This window comes from Nocardioides allogilvus, from assembly GCF_003047285.1.
In the GTDB taxonomy this organism is placed as follows: domain Bacteria; phylum Actinomycetota; class Actinomycetes; order Propionibacteriales; family Nocardioidaceae; genus Nocardioides; species Nocardioides allogilvus.
In genome coordinates this window covers 354,186-374,741 of the sequence record NZ_PZYX01000001.1, presented here as the reverse complement: position 1 = coordinate 374,741, position 20,556 = coordinate 354,186, and the positions used below count along the sequence as shown (strand labels likewise).

Sequence of the window (20,556 nt, the reverse complement as noted above, 5' to 3'; positions counted from 1 at the left end):
CGAGATGGACCGGCGAGAGCCACGTTATCGACGTTGCCCTGAGAACGAACGCCGGACCGTCGCGTCACGCCCCGTGAGGTTCTCCACAGCGTCTGGAGCCGGGCTCGTGCCGGCACGGAATCTCAATTAGCGTGTCGTCGTCCGGCTCGGGCCGGGCCCACTCGGGGAAGAAGGCTCACATGTCCAATGTGTTCGTACGCCGCATCGCGCTCGCCGCCGTCGCGCTCCCGCTGCTCCTCGGCAGCTGTGCCGACGACCCGCCTGTGCCACAGATGCCGGAGACGAGCTCGCCCACGAGTGAGCCGACGGAGACTGAGTCGACCTCGGCTCCGGAGCCATGGGACGAGCAGACCGAGGACGGTGCCGTCGCGTTCGCAGAGCACTGGATCGACCTGCTGAATGGCGCTCGATTGGAAGCCGACTTCGAGCCATTCAGGGCAGCCAGTGCGCCTTCGTGCAAGACGTGCGCCTCCTTCCTTGACGTCCTCCAGCAACTGCACGCTCCCGGCGCCCTTTACGAGAGCAAACCGTGGCGCGTCAGGCAGACGGTCGTCACATCCCGACCCAAGAACGGCAAGGCCCAGGTCGCAGTGCGGGTCTTTGCGCCTGCTGAGCGTGTGCGCGAGGCAGGCGAGAGCGTCGTGCGTCCACACGTGGCTACGACGTCCACCTATGAAGCCTCATTGACTTGGATCAAGTCTGGGTGGCTCATGCAGGAGTTGGTGGTCCTCCAATGAGTCATCGCCTCCTCACGTTGGCCTTCATGCTGATGTTGCTAGGCCACCCCTCCCCGGGGTGGGCAAATCACGGCGGCGCACATTCGGACGTCACCGTCGATCCGAACCAGAACGTTCTAACCGCCACTGCCGAGCAGTCGTCGAACCCCATCACCGAGCAGGACACTTCCGAGAATGTCGGGCAGGAAGTGTCAACAGGTCCTCAGCCCGTGGTGATCTACAAGCCTGTCTGTTTGCGGGGAGACCCCACGCATGACGGCAGCGCCTTCGGTTGCCCGTCGGGAGAGCAACTCGGGTGCGGTGAGGGCGGATCAGTGTTCACCGTCTACGTCACGATGCCCGGACGGCCCACAGAGAGCTCCACTGAATGCATTGAGCCCGGCGACCCCGTTGACCCCGGTGCGCAGACGCCAACGGTCGACATCCCCGGCGAGGCACTGAGTGCCTTCAAGAGGGTCGAACTACCTGCCTCCACGATCGAGATCCAGCCGCCAGGCGGCGAGACGCTGGTCAACTTCAAGACGATCTTGTCGACCCAGGCTGAGCGGCATCAGATCCCGGTCACCCTCGAGAAGGTGAAGATCAATCTGGTCCTCGAAGTCTGGCCGAGCCATTTCGTGTGGCACCACGGCGACGGGACCGAGCAGGAGTCTGCAGTAGCGGGAGTGAAGTGGACCGAGGGAGCCGACGTCGACAGCGCAGGCTTCATCACGCACGTCTACACCACGACGCTGGACGCGGCCCAGGTGAGCGTCGACACGACATGGTCGGCACAGTTCAAGGTCGTCGGTGACAAGGACTGGCGCCCGGTCGACGGAACCGTCACCAAGGTCGGCGCTCCGGCAACTCTCGGGGTGCTGGAGGCGAAGCCGCAGCTCGTCACGAGTCCGAACTGACGGGTCACTCGTCCCCAGCGCGGCTGGACTGTGTGGCTCTGTTGTCACGGGCAGACACCAGAACCACACGGTCGGCGGCAAACAACGAGACCACGAGCAAATGCCGCGAGGGGCGGGCCACGGAAGTGGCCCGCCCCTCGTCTTCCCCGGCCCGCCAGCCGGGGTCGAGTCGGCTGGCGGAGGCTGTGAGTCGGTCAGTCGGTGCTGACCGGGACGCGGAGCTTCTGGCCCGCGGAGAGCGCGACGGAGTCGAGGGCGTTGAGCCGCTCGATCTCGCGCATGGTGGAGCGGATGTCGCCCTCGACGTCGAGCTCGGCGGCGATCCCCCAGAGGGTGTCGCCGGTGCCGACCATGACGATCTCGGTCGGCTCGGCCTGGCCGGGCGTCTCGGAGCCCACGGCGACGGAGCCGAGGAAGAAGGCCGCGAGGAGCAGCAGGGCCAGCGCCGCGAGGAACACGACCACGCGGCCGCGGCGCGTCAGGCGCACGCTGGACTGCGGGGCGCGAGAGACGCGCGGGGCGGAGAAGGTGGGGGAAATGCTGAGGGTGCTCATGTTGGCCTCCTGGGGAAGATCAGCCGGTCGTGGTGTCGAGGGAATGTCTAGACGGAGCCACCGACATCGGCAGCGGGTCGAAGAGACGTTCGATCGAACGTGTGTACGACGGTAGAGCATGTGTTCGAACGATGCAAGCGCTCGGACGAACAATTGTTCGACACGTCAGGAGTCCTCTGAGGCCGACACGCCTTCGAACAAATGTTTGAACAACTGCTCGGCGATGACTACGGTGAAACCAACCGACTGCAGGAGGAGCCGCCATGGCGAAGAAGGAAGCACCGGACGCAAAGGTCCTGGCCATGCCCGACGGGCCGCCGGACGCCACGGGACTCACGCCGCGCCAGCAGCGGGTGCTCGCCACGATCAAGGACGCCATCGAGACCCGCGGCTATCCCCCGAGCATGCGCGAGATCGGCGCCGCGGTCGGGCTCACCAGCTCCTCCAGCGTCGCCCATCAGCTCAAGACCCTCGAGGAGAAGGGCTTCTTGCGACGCGACCCCAACAGGCCGCGCGCGCTGGAGGTGTTCCTGCCCGAGGTGATGGCCGCACGCCGCTCGATGTCGAGCGCCGACGAGTCGACGTACGACGAGACCGACATCGGCGACGCCGCGCCCCCGGCGACCTATGTGCCGATGGTCGGACGGATCGCCGCCGGCGGGCCGATCCTGGCCGACGAGCGCATCGAGGAGGTCTTCCCGCTGCCCAAGTCGCTGGTCGGCGACGGCACCTTGTTCATGCTCGAGGTGTCGGGCGACTCGATGATCGACGCAGCGATCTGCAGCGGTGACTACGTCGTGATCCGCCAGGAGCAGACGGCCGAGAACGGCGACATCGTCGCGGCGCTGATCGACGGCGAGGCGACGGTCAAGACGTTCCAGCGCAAGGACGGACACGTCTGGCTGCTGCCGCACAACGTCAACTACGACCCGATCGACGGCACCAACGCGACCATCCTGGGCAAGGTGACCGCGGTCCTGCGCCGCGTGTGAGGCGAGGTCACCCCTGACCGACACCTGCAGGCGACCCCGGGGTTCCGCGACCGGATCCCCGGGGTCGACCGGGGACAAGCCCGATGCCGGTCAGCCGTCGCCCGGGCTTGTCTGGAACCGTGACGATCCTTGCCCCACGCCCGACCATTTCCGACTCCGCTGCACAGCTCCAGCGGAGTCGTCGCGGCTTGCGCGAGCTCGGCTTCATCGCGCTGCTCTACATCGCGTACGCCGCCTCGCGGGTGTTCGCCGACGACGCCCTCGCGCCGGCGCGTGAGCGAGCGATGCGGATCGTCGACATCGAGGTGACGTTGCTGCTGGACCTGGAACGGACAGCCGTCGGCTGGTTCGTCGACCACGACGTGGCGGGCCTGCTGGCGGCCTACTACTACGCGACGGCCCACTACGTCGGCACCGCCGTCGTGCTCGGCTGGCTCTACCGGCGACGCGCCGCGCTCTATCCGCGTGCCCGGCAGGTCCTGGTCGCGAGCACCCTCGTCGCACTCGTCGGCTACCTGCTGATGCCGACCGCTCCCCCACGCCTCGTCGGCTACGCCGACCTGATGGCGCTACACGCAGACAGCGGCTGGTGGGGCGAGGCCGCGTCGGCACCGCAGGGCATGGGCTGGCTGACCAACCAGCTGGCCGCCTTCCCGAGCATGCACGCCGGCTGGGCGCTGTGGGTGGCGCTCGCGATCAGCGCCGCGACGACCCACCGCGGGTTGCGCTCCGTCGGCTGGGCGCACGCCGTGCTGACTGCCGTCGTGGTCGTCGGCACCGGCAACCACTGGCTCCTCGACGTGGTCGCCGGCTGGGCCATCGTGCTCCTGGCCTGGCAAACAACGAATGAACGTCCGGTCGCCCCGCGTGATCTCGAGGCCTCTGCGTCGTTGCTACATGCGTGACCCAGACCTCGCGCCCCGTTCCGCGCCGTACGATCCTCGCTTCCGCCGGAGCCCTGACCGCCGCAACCGCCGCGAGTGCCGCGGCCAGCGCCGGCGTCGCAGCCAAGCCCGGCCAGGAGCATCGCGTCTTCCAGCACGGCGTCGCCTCCGGTGATCCCCGACCGGGTCGGGTCGTCCTCTGGACCAGGGTGACTCCCTCGCCGGACGCGACTCCCGGGTCGGGCCGCGGCTCGGCCGTGGACGTCGAGTGGGAGGTCGCGCTCGACGAGCGCTTCCGCAAGGTCGTCCGTCGCGGCACCGCGCGCACCAGCGCGGCGCGAGACCACACTGTCAAGATCGACGCGACGCGGTTGGCGCCCGACACCTGGCACTTCTACCGCTTCCGCGTCGGCCGCCACGTCAGCCCCGTCGGCCGCACCTGGACGGCGCCGCGCGCCACCGCCAGCCCCGACAACCTCCGGCTCGGCGTCGTGTCGTGCGCCAACCTGCAGGCGGGCCACTTCTCGGCCTACCGCCACCTCGCGAAGCGCGACGACCTGCACGCGATCCTGCACCTCGGCGACTACCTCTACGAGTACGGCCCGGGCCAGTACGGCTACGGACAGTCCGACGTCGACGTGCGATCGCACGTGCCGGCGCACGAGATGGTCTCGCTGGCCGACTACCGCCAGCGGCACGCGCAGTACAAGCAGGACCCCGACCTCCAGGCGCTGCACGCGCGCTACCCCTTCATCGTCACCTGGGACGACCACGAGGTCACCAACGACCAGTGGGCAGAGGGAGCGCAGAACCACCAGGCCGCCGAGGGCGACTACGCCGCGCGCCGGGCGCGGGCCCATCGGGCGTACGACGAGTGGTTGCCCGTCCTCATGGAGGGCACCGCGCAGGTGGGTGACGGCACGCGGCTCTTCCGCGAGCTGACCTTCGGCAAGCTCGCGCAGCTGAGCATGCTCGACCTGCGCACCCACCGCGACGAGCAGGTCCCCACCACAACACCCAGTCCCGTGCCGACCCTCGAGGCCAGGGTCAGCGACCCCGAGCGCACCATCACCGGCCGCGCGCAGCTCGACTGGCTGCTCGGTGCGCTGCGGCGCGCACGCCCGCAGTGGAAGCTGGTCGGCAACCCGGTGATGATCGCGCCGGTCACCTTCGCGCAGCTGCCGACCGATCTCGTCGACCCCGTCAACGACGTCACCGGGATCTTGCCGCGCGACGGGGCGCCGTACAACGTGGACCAGTGGGACGGCTACACCGACGACCGTCGCGAGCTCTTCACCCACATCCGGGACCGGCGGCTGCGTGACGTGGTGTTCCTGACCGGGGACATCCACTCAGCGTGGGCGTGCGACCTGCCGCAGGACATCGCGACCTATCCGCTGAGCGAGTCCGCGGGCGTCGAGTTCGTCTGCTCGTCGGTCACCTCGAACAACCTGAAGGACATCACCGGCACCCCCGCGCGCACGAGCAGCCTCGTGGTCGAGGGGATCATCCAGGCCAACAACCGGCACGTGAAGTACCTCAACTTCGACGACCACGGCTTCTCGGTCCTCGACGTCACCGCGGCCCGCGCGCAGATGGACTGGTTCGTGATCGGCGACCGTCGTGACCCTGCGGCCCCGGCGAGCTGGAGCGCGTCGTGGGCCACCGCCTCCGGCGCCAACCACGTCGTCCCCGTCGCGAAGCCCGTCGCATGAGCGCCACCCTGGACCGCCGCAGCTTCATCACCCTCGCGGGCGCCGGCGGCCTGGCCGTCACGCTGTCGTCGGCGCCCGGCGCGGCGGCGCGCCCCGCCGCCGACAGGCTCCAGCGGGCCTACGTCCTCGTGCTCGACGGCTGCCGGCCCGACGAGATCACGCCGCTGCTGATGCCGCGCACGAGCGCGCTGCGCTCCTCCGGCCTCAACCACCCCTACGCCTCGTCGGTGCCGATCATGGAGACGATCCCCAACCACGTGATGATGATGACCGGGGTCCGTCCCGATCGCAGCGGCGTGCCGGCCAACTCGGTCTACGACCGCTCGCTCGGCGTCGTCCGCGACCTGGACAAGCCCTCGGACCTCAAGGCGCGTACCGTCATCGAGCGCCTCAGCCGGGACGGCTTCACGACCGGGACGGTGCTCTCGAAGGAGTACCTCTACGGCATCTTCGGCACCCGCGCGACGCACCGCTGGGAGCCCGCGCCCATCGTGCCCGTGTCCGGCCACGCGCCCGACGCGTTCACGATGGCGGCCACCCTCGCGATGCTCGAGCAGCACGACCCCAACCTGATGTTCGTCAACCTCGGCGACATCGACCGGATGGGCCACAGCGACGTCACCGGCCCGGTCGACCTCCGGCTGCTCCGGCAGGCGGCGCTGGCCTCGACCGACCTCCAGGTGGGCCGATTCGTCGACGCGCTGAAGGCAGCCGGACGCTGGTCGCAGTCGTTGGTGATCGTGCTGGCCGACCACTCGATGGACTGGTCGCGCCCCGACGCGGTCATCAGCCTCCAGCCGGCGGTGGACGCCGACCCGCTGCTCGCCGGCAAGGTGGTGATCGCCGACAACGGCGGCGCCGACCTCCTCTACTGGACGGGTGCAGCCGCCCAGCACGACGCGGCCGTGGCCCGGATGATCGCGATCGCCCAGGCGACGCCCGGCGTGCTCAGCGCGCACGACCCTCGCCGTACGACCTGGCTGCGCACCGGCCCGGTCGGCGGTGACGTCGTCGTGTTCTGCCGGGCGGGCTGGCGCTTCAGCGATCCCGCACTGCACTCCAACCCGATCCCCGGCAACCACGGCCATCCGGCGACGAAGCCGATCCCGTTCTTCCTCGCGGGCGGGCACCCGCGCGTCCCCCGCGGCGCGAGCGCGTCGGCGGAGGCGAGGACGATCGACGTCGCGCCCACGCTGACGGACTTCTTCGGGCTGGGTGCGCCGAAGGGCGGCTACGACGGTCAGTCGCGGTTGCCGCGCCGGCGCTGAAGCGGGCTCAGCCCTCGGCCAGGCGCGCGAGCGCCTTGCGCACGAGGGCTGGGTCGGTCGTGGTCCACATCGGCGGCAGGGAGGCCTTGAGGAACGAGCCGTAGCGCGCGGTCGCCAGCCTCGGATCGAGTACGGCGACAACCCCCCGGTCCGTCGTCGTGCGGATCAGTCGCCCGGCCCCCTGGGCCAGCAGCAGCGCGGCGTGGGTGGCGGCGACCTGCATGAAGCCGTTGCCACCTGCGCGGTCGGCGGCCTTCTGTCGCGCTGACATCAGCGGGTCGTCGGGGCGCGGGAAGGGGATCCTGTCGATCAGGACGAGCTGGCAGGTCTCACCCGGAACGTCGAGCCCCTGCCACAGCGACAGCGTGCCGAACAGGCAGGTGTGGGGGTCCTCGACGAACTGCTTGGCCAGCTCGGGCAGCTGGGCGTCGCCCTGGGCGAGGGTGGTCAGGTGGGGCAGGCGCTCGCGCACGACCTCGGCCGCAGCCTCCGCCGCGCGGCGCGACGAGAACAGCCCGAGGGTGCGCCCGCCGGCAGCATCGACCAGCTCGCAGATCTCGTCGAGCTGGGCCTTCACGAGGCCGTCGCGTCCGGGAGGCGGCAGGTGGCGAGCGACGTAGAGGATCGCCTGCTGGCCGTAGTCGAAGGGCGAGCCGACGTCGATGCCGCGCCACGGCAGCACGTCGCCGGAGCGTGAGGGCGCCTCCCGCTCGGTCGCCTTGAGCCCGAGCGTGGACGCGACGGCGTTGAAGTCGCCGCCCAGCATCAGCGTCGCGCTGGTGAACACGACCGTCTTGTCGGTGAGCAGTTTGTCGCGCATCGGCCCCCACACCTGCAGGGGCGCGACGTGCAGCCGGGCGGGGATGCGGTCGCGGGCCTCGTTGAGCCACAGCACGTCGCTGTCGAGGTTGGCGGCCATCCGCTCGGCGTTGGCGAAGACGTCCTGCACCATGCCCTTGGCCTGGGTGCGCCCGGCGTCACCGCCGTCGCCGCCGGGGGTCTCCTTGGGGAAGGCCGACAGACACGTGCGGGCGGCGTCGCGCACCAGCGCCAGCGCCTCGCCGAGCTGGTCGCCGAGCTGCTCGATGCGCCCCGGCGACGTCGCCTCGATCGCCTCGGCGAGCGAGTCGGCCGCCTCGCCGAGGCGGTCGGCGGAGTCGTCCGCCACCCAGCGCTGGGAGCGCCGCGACGCCCGCTCGATGTCGTTGACGGCCAGCTCGTCGGTCGCCGCCTGGGTGACGCGGGCGGTCAGCTCGTGGGCCTCGTCGATGACCACCGCGTCGTAGTCGGGGATCATCGGCACCCCCTCGATCGCGTCGATCGCGAGCAGCGAGTGGTTGGTGATGATCAGGTGGGAGCGCTGCGCCTTCTCCCGCGCGCGCTCCGCGAAGCACTCCGCGGCGAACGGGCACTTCGTCGCGCCCAGGCACTCGCGGTGGTTGACGCTGACCTGGCGCCACTCACGGTCGGTGTGGCGCGGGGCGTTGTCGCGCTCGCCGGTGCCGGAGTCCTCGGACTCCTTCTCGGCCCACGCGCGCAGCTCCAGCACCTTCTCGGCCATCGAGCCGGTCGGCACGTCGACCAGGGCGCCCTGCTCGTCGGGCACGCCCTCGCGGATGCGGTGCAGGCAGGCGTAGTTGCCACGGCCCTTGAGCACGGCGTACGTCGCATCGACCCGGTCGCCGATGGCCTCGACCAGCCTCGGGATGTCCCGCTCGACCAGCTGGTGCTGCAGGGCGAGGGTCGCGGTGGCGACGACCACGCGGTCGTGGTGGAGCAGCGCCGGGACGAGGTAGGCCAGCGACTTGCCGGTGCCGGTGCCGGCCTGGACGAGGAGGTGCTTGCCGTCGCCGAGGGCTTGGGAGACCTGCTGGGCCATCTCGATCTGGCCGGCCCGCTCCTGGCCCCCGAGAGCCGTCACCGCAGCAGCGAGCACCCCGGAGACATCGGGGGCGCTGCGCGCGGGTCGGGCTTGGGTGTCAGGCACCCGAGAACCCTACGGGCGAGCACCGACAGTGCGCCGTACGCCTCGCGAGCGGCCTTGGTTTCGACACGCTCGCTGGCGCTCGTTGCTCAACCAGCGGCGTCAGATGACTGCGCCCGAGTCCTCGGGCGTCCGCTCGACCTTCTCGCGCTTGACCCTGCTCATCGGCCACTTCTCCTGGAAGTAGGTCAGCAACGGGGTCGCGGTGAAGACCGAGGAGTAGGTGCCGACGATCAGACCGATCAGCAGGGCGATCGCGAAGTCGCGCAGCGAGTCGCCACCGAGGACGGCCAGCGCGGCCAGGATGAACATCGTGCCGAGGCCGGTGTTGATCGTGCGCGGCATCGTCTCGATGGCGGCCTTGTTGGCCATCTCCGAGAAGCTGTCGTCGGGCCGGGAACCGAACCAGCGCTCGCGGATGCGGTCGAAGACGACCACGGTGTCGTTGACGGACAGACCGATGATGGTCATCGCCGCGGCCAGGAAGATGCCGTCGATCGGCTTGCCCAACCAGGCGAAGATGCCGACCACCAGCACCACGTCGTGGGCCATCGCCACGACCGCCGAGACGCCGAAGGTCCACTTGAAGCGGAACGCCAGGTAGAGCAGCTGGGCGAGCAACGCGATGCCGAAGGCGATCAGAGCCTTGTCCCGGAGCTCCTGGCCCAGCGAGGCACCGATCGTCTGGTCGTCGATCTTGTCGACCTCGCCGCCGATGGTGGCGAGGGCGTCCTCGATCTGCTGCTCCTCGTCGTTGGAGATCTCACCGGTGCGCACCGTGAAGTCGGCGGTGTCGGCGTCCTGGACGACAGCCTGCGGGAAGCCGGCGTCGCTGATCGCCTCACGGGCGTCGTCGACGCTGACCTCCTTGGAGACCGAGTAGTCGAGCTGGCGACCGCCGGTGAACTCGACGCCGAGGTTGAGCCCCTGCGTGACGATTCCGGTCACGGCCAGCACCAGGGCGGCGCCGGAGATGCCGAGCCACATGCGGCGCTTGCCCATGATGTCGAAGTCGGACCTGTCGAGCCACGCGCGGACCCGACCGACGTTGCCGAGACCGCTCACCGCAGGACGGCTCTCGACCGCCTTGGTGGAGACGCTCATCTCGGAGAGCACGCGAGCGATGATCAGCGCAGAGATCATGGACGCGATGACACCGATGGACAGCGTCACACCGAAGCCCTTGATCGGGCCGGAGCCGAGGATGAACAGCAGCGCCGCCGCGAGCAGGGTGGTGACGTTGGAGTCGATGATGGCCGACCAGGCCTTGTTGAAGCCGACCGCCAGCGCGCGCCGGAGCCCGGCCGACGGATAGGCGGCGTACTCCTCGCGGGCGCGCTCGAAGACCAGCACGTTGGCGTCGATCGCCATGCCGATGGCGAGCACGAAACCGGCGAGGCCGGGCAGCGTCAGGGTCGAGCCGAGCGCGAGCAGCATGGCGTACGCCAGCAGCGCGTAGGAGGTGAGGGCGATCGTCGCCATCGCGCCGACGAGGCGGTAGATGAAGATGATGAAGACGCCGGTCAGCAGCAGGCCGATGATGCCGGCCTCGATCGAGGCGTCGATCGCCTCGGCACCGAGGGTCGGGCCGACGAGGCGGTCGGAGATGAGCTCGAGCTCGAGGGGCAGCGATCCGCCCTCGATCAGCGCGGCCAGCTGCTTTGCCTCGGCCTGCGAGAAGTTGCCGGTGATGTCGGTCGAGCCGCCCGCGATGCCGACTTTGCAGGCGACGCCCTGGTTGACCTCGGGCGAGGTGATGATCTTGCCGTCCAGGACGATCGCGACGCGGCGCTTCGGGTCACCCAGCGGGCTGCAGGCAGCCTTGCCGGTGACGTCGGCCCACTTGTCGCCGCCCTTGCCGCTGAACTCCAACGCCACGACGTAGCCCACGGTGTCGTCCCGGGTGAGCGCGTCGGCGCCCGTGACGTCGTCGCCGCTCAGGGCGGTGGGGCCGATCTCGAGGATGTCGCCCTGGTCGCTGGGCAGGACCTGGTTGCCCTTCTTGGGCTTCTGCTCCGCGCTCGTGGCGGTGCCGATGACGGGGTGGGCGGTCAGCTTGGCCGTCTTGCCGATCTGCTCCTCGGCCTCCTGCGCCTCCTCGTCGTTGGTGACGCCGGGCAGCTCGACCAGGATCCGGTCGTCGCCCTGGCGGACCAGCGTGGACTCGGCGACACCGAGCGAGTCGACGCGTCCGCGCAGCACCTCGACGGTCTTGTCGACGTTCTCGGCGTTGGCGGGGGCTTCCTCGGTGCCGGTCGCCTGGAAGACGAACTGCGCGCCACCACGCAGGTCCAGTCCCAGGTTGGGCTTCTGGTTCAGCGAGAGGGCGAGGCAGCCGCCGAGAAGACCGAGGACGAGGAGAAAACGTACGAGGGCGCCACGTGACATGCGCGACATCCTCCCTCAGGGCCCGCAACGCACCGCAATCGGGGGACTTCAAGACGGGTACGGCGCCACTCTCGACAACCAGCGGTCGCTGATGTTGTCTGGGTCACACTGTCCGCCGAGACCCGGCTGGGCACGTTCCGGGAGGATCAATGAGCACGCTGCACACACGCCTGCGCAAAGTAGGCATCGTCATCCTCGGTGGAGGTCTCGCCACCGCGATGGCGTCCACGGTCAGCACGGCTGCCGAGGACAGCACCCCACGCGAGATCCAGCAGGTGAGCACCGACGAGACCACGAGCCTCGTGATGGTCAACGCACCCACGGTCGAGGAGCGCAACGAGGTCATCGCGCTCGGCCTCGACGCGACCGAGCACGCCACCGAGCGCGGCATAGCGGTCGTCCTGCACGGCGCCGCGGACGAGCAGCGGCTGCGCGAGGCCGGCTACACCTGGCGGGTCAAGGTCCGCGACCTCGAGGCGCAGGCCAAGGCCAACCGCAAGGCCGACCGGGCCTATGCGGCGAGCGTCGAGGAGTCGCCGCTGCCGAGCGGTCGCACGGCCTATCGCACCTACGACGACTACGTCGCCGACCTGGCCCTGCTCGCCGAGCAGTACCCCGCCCTCACCAAGCCGCTGACGCTGGAGAACGAGACGGTGCTCGGCGAGGAGATCCGCGGCCTCGAGATCAGCACCCGCGCCGACACCGTCAAGGACGGCAAGCCGGTCTTCCTGCTGATGGGCGCCCACCACGCCCGCGAGTGGCCCAGCGCGGAGCACACCATCGAGTTCGGCTTCGACCTGCTCGAGTCGTACGCCGATGGCGAGGCCCGCGCACGCGCGATCCTGGCCGACTCGCGGGTCGTGATCGTCCCGGTCGTCAACGTCGACGGCTTCAAGATCTCGCGCGACGCCGCCCCGCTCGGCGACTTCTCCCGCTTCGACTACGAGATGAAGCGCAAGAACTGCGCGATCTCCACCTTCACCTCGCCGGCGTTCCTCGGCGGCACCTGCGCCGACAACCCGGCCGGTCGCCTGCGCGGCACCGACCTCAACCGCAACTACCCCGGCTTCTGGGGCGGCGGCGGTGCCAGCACCAGCTGGTCGAGCGACACCTTCCGCGGGGACTCCCCCGGCAGCGAGCCCGAGTCGGACGCGGTGCGGAAATTCATCTCCGAGCGCGCGGTGACGGTGATGATCTCCAACCACACCTTCAGCAACCTCGTGCTCCGGCCGCCGGCGATCGCCGCGACCGGCAAGGCTCCGGACGAGCCCCAGCTCAAGACGCTCGGCGACTCGATGGCGGCCGCCAACCAGTACACCAGCCAGGCGTCGTACCAGCTCTATGACACCTCCGGCTCGACGGAGGACTGGAGCTACTGGATCACCGGCGGTCTCGGCTACACCTTCGAGATCGGCACTGAGGGCTTCCACCCGGACTACGAGTCGGGTGTGGTGGCTGAGTACCTCGGCCTCGAGCCGGCCGCGGGTGCCGGCGAGGGTGGCAACCAGGAGTCCTACTACCGGGCGGCCGAGGCTGCCCTGGACCCGGCGCTGCACTCGCAGATAACCGGCACCGCGCCGACCAAGCACACGATCACGGTGCGCAAGCACCACGTGTCGCCCACCTCTCCGGTGATCCAGCCGGACGGCAGCATCGGCCAGCCGTTGCTCTACGAGGACACGCTCAGCTCGGAATACGTCTCCACCGGCGGCGCCTTCACGATCGACGTCAACCCGTCGACGCGGCCGCTCGTGGCCGGGCGCTACGGCCGCCTCCCCGAGGCGGACCCGCAGGCTCCCGCGACGCTGACCAACCCGGCCGGCGTGCCGGCGGTCGGCGCGAGCGAGCTCACCACCTTCGAGGTGCAGGGCCTGCCGGATGCCGACAACGGTTATGCGGTCGTGTCGATCTCGTGGCCGACGGTGGACGCAGAGGCGCAGGACTGGGACTTCTTCGTGATCGGGCCCGACGGTGAAGCCGTCGGCTCGGGCGCGACCTTGGCCAACCCGGAGGTCATCCGGATCCCAGACCCGGTCGCGGGCACGTACACGATCGAGGCCAACAACTACGCCGGCGGTACGCCGGAGTACGACTGGTCGGGCGAGGTCAGCTTCGAGAGCCCCGACCCGCCGATCGACACCGGCATCAAGGAGGCGTGGCTGGTCAGCTGCGCCGACAAGCGGGGCGACGTCATCAACACCCGCGAGGTGATCGTCGACCGCGGCCAGTCCGTGGACGTCGGCAACGCCTGCAGGCCGCTCAAGCAGTGAGCTCGGCCCCGGTGGTCACGCGTTGCGCGTGGCCACCGGGTCGCAGCGGCGTCAGACGGCGTACGCCGCCAGGTCGCTCGCGAGGTCGGCGTTGGCGCGGCCCTTGACGAGGGTGCCGTCGCCGGTGTGCTCCAGGGACTCGATCTCGCCCTGCTGGTGCAGCCGGTTGAGCAGGTCGCCACGCTCGTAGGGCAGCAGCGCCTCGAACTGCACGCTCGGGCGCGGCAGCTCGGCCTCGATCGCGGCGAGCGCCTCGTCGATGCCCTCACCGGTCCGGGCGCTGACCACCACGCTGTGCGGCTCGCGCGCCCGCAGCCGGGCGATCACCATCGGGTCGGCCGCGTCGGCCTTGTTGATCAGGACCAGCTCGGGGACCTTCGAGGCGTGGATCTCGGCGAACACCTCGCGCACCGCGGCCAGCTGGCCCTCGGGGTCGGGGTGGGAGCCGTCGACAACGTGCAGGATCAGGTCGGAGTCGGCGACCTCCTCCAGCGTGGAGCGGAACGCCTCGACCAGCTGGTGGGGCAGGTGGCGCACGAAGCCGACGGTGTCGGACATCGTGTAGACGCGTCCGTCCTTCGTGGTCGTACGCCGCGTGGTCGGGTCGAGCGTCGCGAACAGCGAGTCGTCGACCAGCACCCCGGCATCGGTGAGCCGGTTGAGGATCGAGGACTTGCCGGCGTTGGTGTAGCCCGCGATCGAGACGCTGGGGATGTGGTTGCGCGAGCGCTCCTGGCGCATGGTCGCGCGGGTGCCCTTGAGCTCCTTGAGCTCCTTGCGGAGCTTGGCGATCTTGGTGTTGATCCGGCGCCGGTCGGTCTCGATCTTGGTCTCACCGGGGCCACGACCACCGATACCCTCACCGCCGGACACGCGACCGCCGGCCTGGCGGGAGAGGTTGCCACCCCAGCCGCGCAGGCGCTGCTTCATGTAGTTGAGCTGGGCCAGCTCGACCTGCGCCTGGCCCTCCTTGGACTTCGCGTGCTGGGCGAAGATGTCGAGGATCAGCCCGGTCCGGTCGATCGCCTTGACCTTGAGCTTGTCCTCGAGGTTGCGCAGCTGGCTGGGCGCAAGGTCGCCGTCCAGGATCACCGTGTCGGCACCGGAGGCCTGCACGATCTCGAAGAGGCCCTCGACCTTGCCGCGACCGATGAACGTGGCCGGGTCGGGGGTCTGCCGGCGCTGGTAGATCGCGTCGAGCACCTCGGAGCCGGCGGTCTCGGCGAGCAGCGCGAGCTCGGCCATCGAGTTCTCGGCATCGGCGACGGTGCCGGAGGTCCAGACGCCGACGAGGATGACCTTCTCCAGCCGGAGCTGGCGGTATTCGACCTCGGTGATGTCCTCGAGCTCGGTGCGCAGCCCGTCCACGCGCCGGAGGGCGTGCCGCTCGGCGAGGTCCTGCTCACCGGTGGTGAGCTCCTCCTCGGGGTCGGGGCCGTCGGGCGAGACCAGTTCGTCGGCGTCGCCGGACTCGAGGTCGTCCCAGTCGTCGGTCGCGTCGAGAGCAGCGTCCAGATTGAAGTCAGGTGCGTTCGTCATATGCCCTCAAGAGTAGGTCGCCGACTCCCGCGGCGCGAGCGAGATAGCCCTCAGCGACGAACCCGGGTCTTGCGCGACTTCGCCGCAGCGACTCCGCGGCTCCGGGAACGACCGTGAGCGGCACCGTGGCGTAGAACTTCCCGGTACGCCGACCGGGCTGGGTCTTGAACGCGCCCGACGCGCTCGTCCGGACCCGGTCGATGCGGCGGTCCTTGCCCTTCCTCACCTGCCACACGCTGACCCGCTGCTTCGCCACGCAGCCAGCCACGTCGGCGGACAGACGCCCGGTGAGCGCTCGCTTCGTGGCCTTGTAGCGGAGCTTCACGCTGCGATCGACGCTGGGGCAGCCGCTGGGCGTGGCCCCGCCGAGGACCGAGCACACGTCCTGCGGGTCGGCCTTGCCGTCGCCGTCGTCGTCGAGGTCGCACGCGTTGCCCGCTGCGTCGCCGTCGGTGTCGGCCTGGTCGGCGTTGGCGACCGTGGGGCAGTTGTCGGCGTGCACCACGCCGTCCCCGTCCCCGTCGCCGTCGCACGGGTCACCCAGGCCATCGGCATCGGCGTCGGCCTGGTCGGGGTTGGACAACGTCAGGCAGTTGTCGGAGTTGTTGGCGACACCGTCGCCGTCCAGGTCGTCGTCACACGGGTTGCCGCGTCCGTCGTTGTCGAGGTCGATCTGGTCGGGGTTGTCCATCCCGACGCAGTTGTCGACAGCGCGGTCCTCCGCGCCGTCGCCGTCCGCGTCACACACACTGCGGGACACCCTGATCGACCAGGAGGTGAGGGTCGCTGCAACCGTGTCGTAGTTATAGATGTAGAGATACCAATTGCCCCCGAGCGCGGTCCCATCCATCTCACTCAGGGGATCCTTGGGCTTGTAGGTTCCCGCCAGCGAGGCTGCCGTGTAGGTGGCCGTCGCCTCGTCATCCCACGTCAGGGGCGCAACCTGGGCTCCGCTTCCTGCGACGACCGGCTGCAGGATGTTGCGGACGGTCGCCGTCCTGAGCAGGTCGACCCGAACCTTCGCTGCGTTGCGGTGGGTGATGCGATAGGTGACATCAACGTCCAGCACGTTCGACGACGCGGGGACTGGGATCACGGCCGAGGTGAGCTTGGGCCCCCCGGCGTCGGGGTCGGGCTCGATCGTCTTGCCCGTCCCGCTGTAGCTGACGACGCACGGCACCACCGTCGCAGCAGTCGCGGTCGGCGTACTCCCGAAGGCAACGAGCAGGCCTGCCGTCAGTGCGAGCACCGTGGCGCGCGCCAGTGAACGTCCACCCCCGAAGATTTTCACCAAAAGAGGGTACGACGAGACGCCCGCGACGTCAGCACAGGCCGATGGGCCCTACTTCGGAGGCATCCGGATGCCACCGTCGACGCGGATGGTCTCGCCGTTCATGTAGGAGTTGGTGATGCACTCAACGACCATGCTCGCGAGCTCCTCGGCGTGACCCAGACGCTTCGGGAACAGGACGTTCTGGCCGAGGTTGGCCTTGAACTCGTCGGGGTTGGGGAAGGCATCGTAGATCGGGGTGTCGATCAGGCCGGGCGCCACCGTGTTGAGGCGGATGCCGGCGGCCGAGAGGTCGCGCGCGATCGGCAGGGTCATGCCGACCACGCCGCCCTTCGACGCGGAGTAGGACGACTGGCCGATCTGGCCATCGAAGGCCGCGACGGACGCGAGGTTGACGATCGCGCCCCGCTGGCCGTCGGCGTCGGGCTCGTTGCGGCTCATCACGGTCGCGGCCTGGCGGGTCATGTCGAAGGTGCCGATCAGGTTGATCTCGACGACCTTGCGGAAGGCGACGAGGTCATGGGCCGACGCCAGCTGCCCGTCGCGGCCGATCGTGCGCTGGGCCCAGCCGATGCCGGCGGAGTTGACGCACGCACGCAACGGGGCGACCTCGGCGGCGGCCTCGACCGCGGCGGCGATCTGCTCGGTGTCGGTCACGTCGACGCGGGCGAAGACACCCTTGATCTCGGCGGCCAGGGCCTCGCCCAGCTCGGCGTTGATGTCGGCGACGACGACGATCGCGCCGCGGGCGGCGAGTGCTCGCGCGGCCGCGGCGCCGATGCCGCTGGCGCCGCCGGTGACGATGGCAGAGGATCCGGTGATGTCCATGCCCGGATCCTAGGACCCGCTTCGCTCAGAGGTCCGAGGTGCCCTCGGCGACGAGCACGGCCGGACCTGTCATCAGGATCCGGTCGTCGTCGGTCCAGGTGATCTCGAGGCTCCCGCCGGTCACGTCGATGCGGTACGGCGTCCCGCGAGGTGCCTCGTCAGCGAGCGCTGCGGCGACCATCACCGCGCAGGCGCCGGTGCCGCACGATCGCGTCTCCCCGGACCCGCGCTCGTGGACCCGCATCGCGACGTGGTGTGCGCTGCGGCGTACGACGAACTCGACGTTGACCCCGTCGGGATAGACATCGTGGTCGAAGCCGGGCTCCTCGAGCAGACTCCCGGCCTCGTCGAGCGACCCGACGAACGCGACGGCGTGGGGGTTGCCCATCGACACGTGCAGCGCCTCGTGGGCGACCCCGTCGACGCTGACCTTCGTGGTCGCGAGCACGGCGGGACTGCCCATGTCGACGGTGAGGTCGCCGCCGCTGAGGGTGACGGTCTTGACCCCGGCGCGGGTGTCGATCTCGAGCGGCGTCGTGGCGCCCTCGTGGTCGAGGAGGTAGCGGGCGAAGACCCGGACGCCGTTGCCGCACATCTCGCTGAGCGACCCGTCGGCGTTGCGGTAGTCCATGAACCAGCGCTCTCCGTCGCGGACCGCGCGGAGCACGCCGTCACCGCCGATGCCCGCGCGCCGGTCGCACAGCGCACGCACCCGCTCGGCACTCAGCTCGCCGTGGACGGTGCCGTGGGGGTCGGGCAGGAGCACGAAGTCGTTCTCCGTGCCGTGACCCTTGAGGAAGCGATAGCTCACGATGCGATTGTCGCAGGCTTCACCACAGTGTGCCGAGCGCAGACGAAGTCACGGTTGCGGGCGACCTCCTCCAGCTTCAGCTCGACGTGTCGCGGCAGCACCGGCGTGCCGGCGCCCAGCGTCACCGGGGCGTACTGGACCCACACCTCGTCGAGCAGGCCGGCGTCGTGGAACTGACCGACGAGCTCGCCGCCGCCGACCAGCCACAGGTCCTTGCCCGCGGCCCGCTCGACGGCCTGCGCATGCACGTCCTCGACGGCGTCGGCAGTGAAGGTGACGGACGTGACCGGCTCGAAGTCGCGGTGGGTCATGACGTACGTCGCCAGGTCGCCCCACGGTTCGTCGTCGTGGTCGAGGATCCACTGCCAGGTCGTGGCGCCCATGACGCAGGCGCCGATCTGCTCGCGGAACCCCGCGTAGTGCATCGGCCCCGCCTCGTCGATGTCACGCGAGGTCAGCCAGTCGAGCGAGTGGTCGGGCGTCGCGATGAACCCGTCCAGCGAGCAGCCGGTGTAGTAGATCGTCGTCACTTCGGGTCGACCACCCGCGCAGCCCCGCCTCCTCGACGGACCGGCTCCGAGACGGCCGTGAGCTGGCCGCCGGGACCGAACTCGATCGCCGTCGCGGCCCCGATCTGTGCCGCGCTGGTGAACGCGTCACCCGCGGGGACGAGCTTGTGCCCGAGGGCGGTCAGCGCGGCGCCGTACGCCGTGATGAACTCGGGCTCGGAGGTCACGCTCGCCGTGTTGCGCGGGCTGGAGCGCGGCGCCGCGATGGCCTGCTCGATGCTCATGCCCAGGTCGATCCGGTTGACGAGCATCTGCAGCACGGTGGTGATGATCGTGGAGCCGCCGGGCGAGCCCAGGGCCAGGAAGGGCTTGCCGTCCTTGAGCACGATCGTCGGGCTCATCGACGAGCGCGGGCGCTTGCCGGGCTGGATGCGGTTGGGGTCGGCCGGGTCGAAGACCGTCGAGAAGTCGGTCAGCTCGTTGTTGAGGATGAAGCCGTGACGGGGCACGACCATCCCGGAGCCGCCGGTCTGCTCGATCGTGAGGGTGTACTCCACGACGTTGCCCCACTTGTCGGCGACCGTGAGGTTGGTCGTCGAGATGTTCTCGGTGTCCGCATCGGTGGTCCCGCCGGCCGCCGGTGCCGGACAGACCCCGTCGTAGGCCGCAGCGTCACCGGCCGCGACCGGCTTCACCGCCGCCTTGGCGGGGTCGAGGGAGCAGGCCCGCTCGGCGGCGAACTTGTCGCTCAACAGCGTCGGGAGGGGTACGTCGACGAAGCGCGGGTCGCCGAGGTACTTCGCGCGATCGGCGAAGGCCAGCGCCCCGGCCTCGAGGTAGTGGTGGAGGACCTGCTCGGGCGCCTTGCCGGTGAAGTCGGTGCGCTCGAGGATGTTGAGCGCCTCGCCGACGGTGGAGCCACCGCTCGACGACGGCGCCATGCCGTAGACGTCGTAGCCGCGGTAGGAGATCTTGGTCGGCGCCTGCCCGAGGACCTTGTAGTCCCTGAGGTCGCTGCGGGAGAGATAGCCACGCGGCACCGGGAGGTCGGTGCTCTTCGTCGTGCGCGGGTCGCGGACGATGTCGACCATCAGCTTGGCCAGCTTGCCGCGGTAGAACGCCTTCATGCCGCGCGCGGCGAGGTCGGTGTAGGTGTCGGCCAGGTCGGGGTTGGTGAAGATCGAGCCGACAGCGGGCGCGTCACCCTTGGGCAGGAACAGCTTCTTGGTCGCCTTGAAGGCGCGGAAGCGCTCCTCGTTGTCGAGGGTCTGCTGACGGAAGGTCTCGTCGACCTTGAAGCCGCGGGTGGCGACCTTGATTGCGGGCTTGAGCGCGTCGGCGAGCGAGAGCGTGCCGTACTTCCTCAGGGCCCGTTCCCAAGTGGCCGGGGTCCCGGGCGTGCCGACGCTGACGCCACTGGTCACCAGCTCGGGAGTGAAGTTGTAGGGCTTGCCGGTGGCGGGGTCGATGAAGGCGTCGCTGGGCATCTTCTTCGGCGCGGTCTCGCGCCCGTCGATGGTGCTGACCTTGCCGGACTCGGCGTCGTAGAAGACGAAGTAACCGCCACCACCGAGGCCGGCGCTGTAGGGCTCGGTCACCCCCAGGGTCGCGGCCGCGGCGACCGCCGCATCGGCGGCGTTGCCCCCGCGCTTGAGCACCTTGAGCGCGGCCGCGCTGGCCTCCGGGTCGACCGTGGAGACCGCTCCCCCGGTGCCGACGGCTGTCGGGATCTTGGCCGTGGGCCGCTCCGCTGCCTGCGCGGTCTGCGTCGAGGCCGCTGGCGGGGCTTGGGCCGGAGCGGGCGGAGCAGCGGCGAGGACGCCCACGACGAGGGCGGACGCGGCGGCGCTGGTGAGTGCAGGGGTGGGACGCATGGCTACCTCCGAGAGA

16 protein-coding genes are annotated in these 20,556 nt (G+C 69.9%); 7 read left to right on the top strand and 9 right to left on the bottom strand.

What is annotated here, in order from left to right; translation table 11 throughout:
• Window positions 1–179: 179 nt before the first annotated feature.
• The gene (locus C9J87_RS01870) at window positions 180–737 is read left to right on the top strand and encodes a DUF6318 family protein (protein ID WP_157953085.1); all 558 of its coding nucleotides are present in this window, start codon (window positions 180–182) and stop codon (window positions 735–737) included.
• Between the two features lie 17 nt (window positions 738–754).
• The gene (locus C9J87_RS01865) at window positions 755–1,633 is read left to right on the top strand and encodes a hypothetical protein (RefSeq protein ID WP_157953084.1); all 879 of its coding nucleotides are present in this window, start codon (window positions 755–757) and stop codon (window positions 1,631–1,633) included.
• Window positions 1,634–1,827: 194 nt separating this feature from the next.
• Here C9J87_RS01865 and C9J87_RS01860 read toward each other — a convergent pair whose 3' ends face one another.
• A complete protein-coding gene (locus tag C9J87_RS01860) occupies window positions 1,828–2,187 on the bottom strand; it encodes a LysM peptidoglycan-binding domain-containing protein (RefSeq protein WP_051204269.1) in 360 nt (119 codons plus the stop codon).
• Between the two features lie 263 nt (window positions 2,188–2,450).
• On the opposite strand from C9J87_RS01860, the gene lexA reads away from it, so the two are divergent.
• The 4 genes from lexA to C9J87_RS01840 all read left to right on the top strand — a co-directional run bounded on the left by lexA (window position 2,451) and on the right by C9J87_RS01840 (window position 7,046).
• Window positions 2,451–3,179, top strand: a complete 729-nt coding sequence (gene lexA / locus C9J87_RS01855; protein WP_010834676.1) for a transcriptional repressor LexA — start codon at window positions 2,451–2,453, stop codon at window positions 3,177–3,179.
• A gap of 119 nt (window positions 3,180–3,298) precedes the next feature.
• Window positions 3,299–4,084, top strand: a complete 786-nt coding sequence (locus C9J87_RS01850; RefSeq protein WP_051204268.1) for a phosphatase PAP2 family protein — start codon at window positions 3,299–3,301, stop codon at window positions 4,082–4,084.
• Window positions 4,081–5,778, top strand: coding sequence for an alkaline phosphatase D family protein (locus C9J87_RS01845; RefSeq protein WP_010834674.1), 1,698 nt, complete (start codon window positions 4,081–4,083; stop codon window positions 5,776–5,778). The genes C9J87_RS01850 and C9J87_RS01845 overlap by 4 nt, the downstream gene beginning before the upstream one ends.
• Entirely contained in the window at window positions 5,775–7,046 is a 1,272-nt protein-coding gene (locus C9J87_RS01840; protein WP_107704570.1) for an alkaline phosphatase family protein, read from the top strand. Before C9J87_RS01845 ends, C9J87_RS01840 begins: the two co-directional genes overlap by 4 nt.
• Before the next feature lie 7 nt (window positions 7,047–7,053).
• Here the strand turns inward: C9J87_RS01840 and C9J87_RS01835 are convergent, their stop codons facing one another.
• Window positions 7,054–8,925: an ATP-dependent DNA helicase gene (locus C9J87_RS01835; RefSeq protein ID WP_084623169.1), complete on the bottom strand. Its 1,872-nt coding sequence runs from the start codon at window positions 8,923–8,925 to the stop codon at window positions 7,054–7,056.
• A 207-nt stretch (window positions 8,926–9,132) separates the two neighbouring features.
• Window positions 9,133–11,418 carry a protein translocase subunit SecD gene (secD, locus tag C9J87_RS01830; protein WP_107704569.1) on the bottom strand — a complete coding sequence of 762 codons (2,286 nt, stop codon included), beginning with the start codon at window positions 11,416–11,418 and terminating at the stop codon, window positions 9,133–9,135.
• Between the two features lie 149 nt (window positions 11,419–11,567).
• On the opposite strand from secD, the gene C9J87_RS01825 reads away from it, so the two are divergent.
• On the top strand, window positions 11,568–13,688 hold the full coding sequence (locus C9J87_RS01825) for a M14 family zinc carboxypeptidase (protein ID WP_198652211.1): 2,121 nt from the start codon (window positions 11,568–11,570) through the stop codon (window positions 13,686–13,688).
• A 51-nt stretch (window positions 13,689–13,739) separates the two neighbouring features.
• Here the strand turns inward: C9J87_RS01825 and hflX are convergent, their stop codons facing one another.
• The 6 genes from hflX to ggt are packed head-to-tail and all read right to left on the bottom strand — an operon-like array spanning window position 13,740 to window position 20,540.
• Entirely contained in the window at window positions 13,740–15,227 is a 1,488-nt protein-coding gene (hflX, locus tag C9J87_RS01820; protein ID WP_107704568.1) for a GTPase HflX, read from the bottom strand.
• Window positions 15,211–16,518 carry a thrombospondin type 3 repeat-containing protein gene (locus C9J87_RS20105; RefSeq protein ID WP_232819804.1) on the bottom strand — a complete coding sequence of 436 codons (1,308 nt, stop codon included), beginning with the start codon at window positions 16,516–16,518 and terminating at the stop codon, window positions 15,211–15,213. The genes hflX and C9J87_RS20105 overlap by 17 nt, the downstream gene beginning before the upstream one ends.
• A 51-nt stretch (window positions 16,519–16,569) precedes the next feature.
• A complete protein-coding gene (locus C9J87_RS01810; RefSeq protein ID WP_010834667.1) occupies window positions 16,570–17,346 on the bottom strand; it encodes an SDR family NAD(P)-dependent oxidoreductase in 777 nt (258 codons plus the stop codon).
• Between the two features lie 25 nt (window positions 17,347–17,371).
• Window positions 17,372–18,157, bottom strand: a complete 786-nt coding sequence (dapF, locus tag C9J87_RS01805; RefSeq protein ID WP_010834666.1) for a diaminopimelate epimerase — start codon at window positions 18,155–18,157, stop codon at window positions 17,372–17,374.
• Complete coding sequence (locus C9J87_RS01800) at window positions 18,154–18,687, bottom strand: dihydrofolate reductase family protein (RefSeq protein ID WP_010834665.1); 534 nt, start codon at window positions 18,685–18,687, stop codon at window positions 18,154–18,156. Before C9J87_RS01800 ends, dapF begins: the two co-directional genes overlap by 4 nt.
• Window positions 18,684–20,540 (bottom strand): gamma-glutamyltransferase, encoded by a 1,857-nt coding sequence (gene ggt, locus C9J87_RS01795; protein ID WP_107704567.1) that lies wholly within the window; start codon window positions 20,538–20,540, stop codon window positions 18,684–18,686. Before ggt ends, C9J87_RS01800 begins: the two co-directional genes overlap by 4 nt.
• Window positions 20,541–20,556: the final 16 nt, after the last annotated feature.

What these genes read in the sequence shown, in the direction of transcription:
- hflX (WP_107704568.1), bottom strand. Translation starts at nt 15,227, where the DNA reads ATGACGAACGCACCTGACTTCAATCTGGACGCTGCTCTCGACGCGACC.
- C9J87_RS01835 (WP_084623169.1), bottom strand. Translation starts at nt 8,925, where the DNA reads ATGGCCCAGCAGGTCTCCCAAGCCCTCGGCGACGGCAAGCACCTCCTC.
- C9J87_RS01825 (WP_198652211.1), top strand. Translation starts at nt 11,568, where the DNA reads ATGAGCACGCTGCACACACGCCTGCGCAAAGTAGGCATCGTCATCCTC.
- C9J87_RS01870 (WP_157953085.1), top strand. Translation starts at nt 180, where the DNA reads ATGTCCAATGTGTTCGTACGCCGCATCGCGCTCGCCGCCGTCGCGCTC.
- C9J87_RS01810 (WP_010834667.1), bottom strand. Translation starts at nt 17,346, where the DNA reads ATGGACATCACCGGATCCTCTGCCATCGTCACCGGCGGCGCCAGCGGC.
- ggt (WP_107704567.1), bottom strand. Translation starts at nt 20,540, where the DNA reads ATGCGTCCCACCCCTGCACTCACCAGCGCCGCCGCGTCCGCCCTCGTC.
- C9J87_RS01840 (WP_107704570.1), top strand. Translation starts at nt 5,775, where the DNA reads ATGAGCGCCACCCTGGACCGCCGCAGCTTCATCACCCTCGCGGGCGCC.
- secD (WP_107704569.1), bottom strand. Translation starts at nt 11,418, where the DNA reads ATGTCACGTGGCGCCCTCGTACGTTTTCTCCTCGTCCTCGGTCTTCTC.
- C9J87_RS01860 (WP_051204269.1), bottom strand. Translation starts at nt 2,187, where the DNA reads ATGAGCACCCTCAGCATTTCCCCCACCTTCTCCGCCCCGCGCGTCTCT.
- lexA (WP_010834676.1), top strand. Translation starts at nt 2,451, where the DNA reads ATGGCGAAGAAGGAAGCACCGGACGCAAAGGTCCTGGCCATGCCCGAC.